This window comes from Actinosynnema sp. (genome assembly GCF_052038725.1).
The window spans coordinates 1-2,636 of record NZ_JBQGCX010000929.1; the positions used below are offsets into that span (position 1 = coordinate 1).

Below are 2,636 nucleotides of genomic sequence, written 5' to 3' on the forward strand. Positions count from 1 at the left end.
CCCCGTGTGGTCGGTCCCCCGTTCCCCGGGGAGACCCGGCCCACAACCCTGCCGTACGCCCCACATTCGGCGTTCCACCCTCGCCGGGCCCCGTCCGGACCTACCGTTCTCGCAGGTCAGGTGCGACACGAGGGCGAGCGATGATGCGTGGTCACAGGCGCCGCGACGAGCGGGGTGCGGCGGCGGTCGAGCTTGCCCTGGTGATGCCGGTCCTGTTGGTGCTCGTCTTCGGCATGATCGAGATGGCGTTCCTGATGAAGGACAACGTCGCCGTGGCGTCGGCGACGCGGGTCGGCGCCCGGATCGCTTCTGCGGCCCCCAACGCCGGGCCGGCCCTGTGTGACGGGGAGGTCCCATGCGCGCCCGGGTCGACCCCCCGCTTCGCACAGCTGGCGGCGGACGCGATGCAGACGAACGGCTCTGCGATCCCCACCGACCAGATCGACGAGATTTGGATCTACCAGGCAGGGGACCGCGGCTTCCCCGGCGCGGCCGACAGCTTCGACGGGCTGACCTGCACCGCCCAGTGCGTGCGATTCATCTGGTCGCCCTCCCGCCTGGCCTTCCGTTACGGCGGCGGGGACTGGAACGAGGTCGCCACCACCGTGTGCGAGACCGAGGGGCAACGGGTGGGCGTGCGGCTGATGACCACTCACGAGTGGGTCGTGGGTCTGGACCTGTGGCCGGGCTTCCCCGACGACTTCCCCGTCGATGACCACGCAGTCATGGCCTTCGAGCCGCTGTCGATCGAGGACCGGTGCGGGGCCTGAGGCGCCAGAGGCAGTCGGAGGACGGTGCCATCGCGATCACGGCGGCTCTGCTCATCTCGGCCGTCCTCCTGGCCGTGGCGGCCATCGGCGTCGACGTGGCCCGCTGGTACGTCGAGGGCGAGCGGTTGCAGACCGCCGCGGACGCGGCGGCGCTGGCCGGCGTCGTGTTCCTTCCCGACAACTTTCCGCGAGCGGCGCAGGCCGCACGGACGAGCGCCGAGCTCAACGGGTACGAGGACGGCGTCAACGCGGAGGTGGACGTGACTTTCGGTGCTCAGCGGAGCCAGCTCCGGGTGAGCATCACGACGGTGGTCGACAACCAGTTCGGCGCCGCAATCGACATCGACACGGCGACCGTGGGACGCGAGGCCGTCGCCGACTACACCAGCCCCGCACCGATGGGCAGCCCGTGCAACGTCTTCGGCAACGAGCCGCGGGGAACCACCTTCAGTGGCCCGGTCGAGTCGGTCATCCCCTCGGGCAGCGCCTCGAACTGCACGAGCCGCCCGTACTTCTGGGCGGGGATCGAGGGCCCTCAGACCGACAAGCAGTCAGGCGACCGGTACAGCACCGCGAAGTGCACCAGGACGTTCGGGTGCACCACGACCGGCTCAATCGCCGGGACCAACACCGAGGCCACCTACCCCGAGGGCTACTTCTTCGCCGTCAAGGTCGGCCGACGCGCCGCAGCGGCCGCACAGCCGGTCACGCTGCAGATCTACGACCCGCTGTTCTTGCCGACTTCGACCGCGTGCGACGGGGCCCCCACGCTCGGGAACACGCCGAACGACTACACGAAGGACGGCAGCCTTCGGTACGCCAAGTCCGCGAACGAGTACTGCAGCGGCGATACGCGAACGACCAGTGGAAGCCTGCAGGCACCCATTACCTCTTTCGTCCTGCGCGAGGCGAACGAGGACGCCGACCCCCTCGCAGGGACTCCCATCGCGGGCTGCACGGCACAGTTCACGGGCAAGACCACAGCTCCCACGGCTGGAGAGCTGACGAAGGGGAACTCGAGCTACAACGACGGGTACGCCCGGCTGTACCACCAGTGGTACAAGCTGTGCTCCTTCACCCCAACCCGGGCGGGCGACTACTTCCTCCAGGTCCGCACAAACGTCGCCGCGCCCGCGAACACGGTGCCGCAGTGCACCATGACGTCCACGATCACGTGTCGCGAGGCCAACACCCTCGGCTCCGTCACGCGGAACCCTGTCGTGTTCCGCAACAACCCCGAGGTGCACAAAGTCACCGGGAATCGCGAGCTCGGCGAGGGGGCAAACTCCTTCTCGCTTCGCGCGGTCAGCCCGAGCTACGCAGACGATGTCTCCGTCTCTGGCTGGTCCCGGATGCCGATGCTTCAGAACGCGCCGAACAGCACCGCGTCCTTCAACCTGCTGCGCGTCCTGCCGGGCGCGGCCGGTCAGAGCATCCGCTTCGAATTCTTCGACGTCGCTGACGGCTCCAGCGACACGGGCGACGTCACCGTGACCCCACCTCCCGACGCCACCGGATCGGTCAAGACCGGCGGCCTGGTCGGATGCAACGGCGCCAGGACGTCGGGGGCGACCAACAAGGGCACCGTCGTCGACCTGCCGGGATGCCAGGTGAAGATCGCGAACGCGACTCACAACGGCCAGGTCCAGACGATGTCGATCCCGATCCCCGACGACTACGACTGCGACGAGTCCCGCCAGACCGGCTGCTGGTTCCGAGTGAACATCCGGCAGAACGGCAACATCACCGACTTCACGACCTGGGACGCCCGGCTCGAGGGCGACCCCGTCCGTCTCATCGAGTAACGGTTCAGCCCGTCGAGCGCAGCAGACCGCCGCTGCGCGGGGGCAGCGGGAAGCCGAGGGC

The 2,636-nt window shown here is 68.9% G+C and carries 2 protein-coding genes; both read left to right on the top strand.

The window, feature by feature from the left end:
• Positions 1 to 140 precede the first annotated feature (140 nt).
• Positions 141 to 770: a TadE/TadG family type IV pilus assembly protein gene (locus tag ACTUAL_RS19590; protein ID WP_440901265.1), complete on the top strand. Its 630-nt coding sequence runs from the start codon at positions 141 to 143 to the stop codon at positions 768 to 770.
• Positions 758 to 2,575: a pilus assembly protein TadG-related protein gene (locus ACTUAL_RS19595; protein WP_440901266.1), complete on the top strand. Its 1,818-nt coding sequence runs from the start codon at positions 758 to 760 to the stop codon at positions 2,573 to 2,575. The genes ACTUAL_RS19590 and ACTUAL_RS19595 overlap by 13 nt, the downstream gene beginning before the upstream one ends.
• Positions 2,576 to 2,636 lie beyond the last annotated feature (61 nt).